Source organism: uncultured Campylobacter sp., assembly GCF_938031315.1.
Taxonomy (GTDB): domain Bacteria; phylum Campylobacterota; class Campylobacteria; order Campylobacterales; family Campylobacteraceae; genus Campylobacter_B.
In genome coordinates this window covers 1-1,870 of record NZ_CALHHT010000336.1, presented here as the reverse complement: position 1 = coordinate 1,870, position 1,870 = coordinate 1, and the positions used below count along the sequence as shown (strand labels likewise).

Genomic DNA, 1,870 nt, shown 5'->3' with positions numbered 1-1,870 from the left:
TCGGCGAAGACGAGACGGGCGATGTGGGCAAATTTATCAGCTCTAGGCTTGATGCGCTGCAAAGCGGCGTGTCACTAGAGTGCGATAAAATTTACGCAAGGCTTTCTTTTAATGCGAGACTTTTAGAATTTTAGCTTATTAATGAGCGTGGAGGAAAAAAATTTGATCAAAGAAATACAGCAAGCAACGATAACTAAAGATGATTTTTTGGGTATAAACTTGGACGAAATACTCAAAGATACGAAATATTTTGACGATTACAGTTTTAAATTCGCGGACTTGTGCGAGGAAAATTTTAGAAACAGAAATTTAAAAGCTAGCAAAGTGTTTTATTTATTAAGAAATGCTTGCTCTATGGCTTTAAAACCTGGAAGCCTAAACGAGCCGTACGAAGCGGGATGCATCTGGAGCAATGGCAGATCGGCGATATTGGAGGATTTTACCGAGCGGGATTTAGAATTTTTCGAAAGTATTTTGGATGAAATAACCGATTGCAGATTAAAATCAAGGATCGCCGATATTTTATGGATTTTAAAAAGTCCTAAAAATATTAAATTTTTAGAGATCGCCGTAAATGAATACTCGAAAATATCTCTAGAGCCAAAGTCGCTAAACCAATTTAATATAGATGCGTTTGAAAGGGCTATAAGGCTATCGCGATTATCTAAAATCACAAAAAATCAATACGCCGAAATACTAAATAAAATTTTAGAATGCTTTAATAAGGCGAAATCGACCGATCAATACTACTGCTTAAGGATGTCGCATTTATTGGATATCGCGGAGTTGAACAAAAAACTGCAACTAAGCGTAGCTGAAAAATTAGAAAATTTTGCCGATACCTTTGCAAAAGAGAATAAATTTATGGCAGCAATCGACTATTATCAAGAGTCGCAAAAATGGTATAAGAAGCTCAAAAATAGCCGTAAAATAGCCGAAATCGCACTTAAAATAGCTAATATCTTAATAGAAAAAGCAAAAGAAAGCGGTGCTATATCGTCAAAAATAGACCTAGAGCAAGCACTAAAAAAACTCAGAAGCATTCCTGCAAAAGATAGAAATGAGCTCGAAATCGATCAAAAAATAGACGAGATACGCAAGCTGATAGGGCAAAATAACCAAGATATTATAAGCGAAATGAGTTTGATTGCTACTGATAAGATCGATATTTCACGCTACAAAAACGATGCAAAGCTAGCAGTAAAAGGCAAGCAACTATCTGAAGCGGTATTATGCCTAGCTAATATCACAGCAAATCCACTATATGAAGATATCAAAAAGTCATCCGAGAATCTTTTAAAAAAGTCTCTTTTTTCAAATCTTATTACTCAAATTTACGTAGATGCCGATGGAAGAAAATTGTCGCAAATAACTACAAAAGATGACCGATTAAAACATGAAATGTACCATCAATACTATATACATGTCGAGTTGGCGATAGACAGCAGTATATTGCCAGCATTTTGGCAAATTTTAAAGGAGCATAGAGTGTCTATGCGTTTCATTTATGATGTTTGCAGAAACTCTAGCGTAGTTCCGGTTGATAGGGTAGATATCTGGGCGCAAGGCTTATATTACGGCTTTGATAGAGACTTTTTGGTTTCAAGTCATTTGTTGATACCTCAAATAGAGCATTTGGCGAGAATTTTACTGCAACAAGAAAAAATCCCTACGACTACTATCGATGAATACGGCATAGAATCGGAAAAAAGCATAAACTCGCTTTTGCAAGAACCAAAAATATATGAATTGCTCGGGAGAGATTTGACGGAAGAGCTAAAATTTTTACTAACGGAGCCGATGGGGCTAAACTATAGAAATAAAATATGTCACGGACTGGTCAGCGAATCTCCAAACAGTGCCGATATTT

The 1,870-nt window shown here is 36.0% G+C and carries 1 protein-coding gene; it reads left to right on the top strand.

Annotated features, from left to right (window positions below; all coding sequences use genetic code 11):
• Positions 1 to 162 precede the first annotated feature (162 nt).
• Positions 163 to 1,870 (top strand): DUF4209 domain-containing protein (locus Q0236_RS08075; protein ID WP_297916745.1); only part of this gene is annotated, 1,708 nt, incomplete at its 3' end.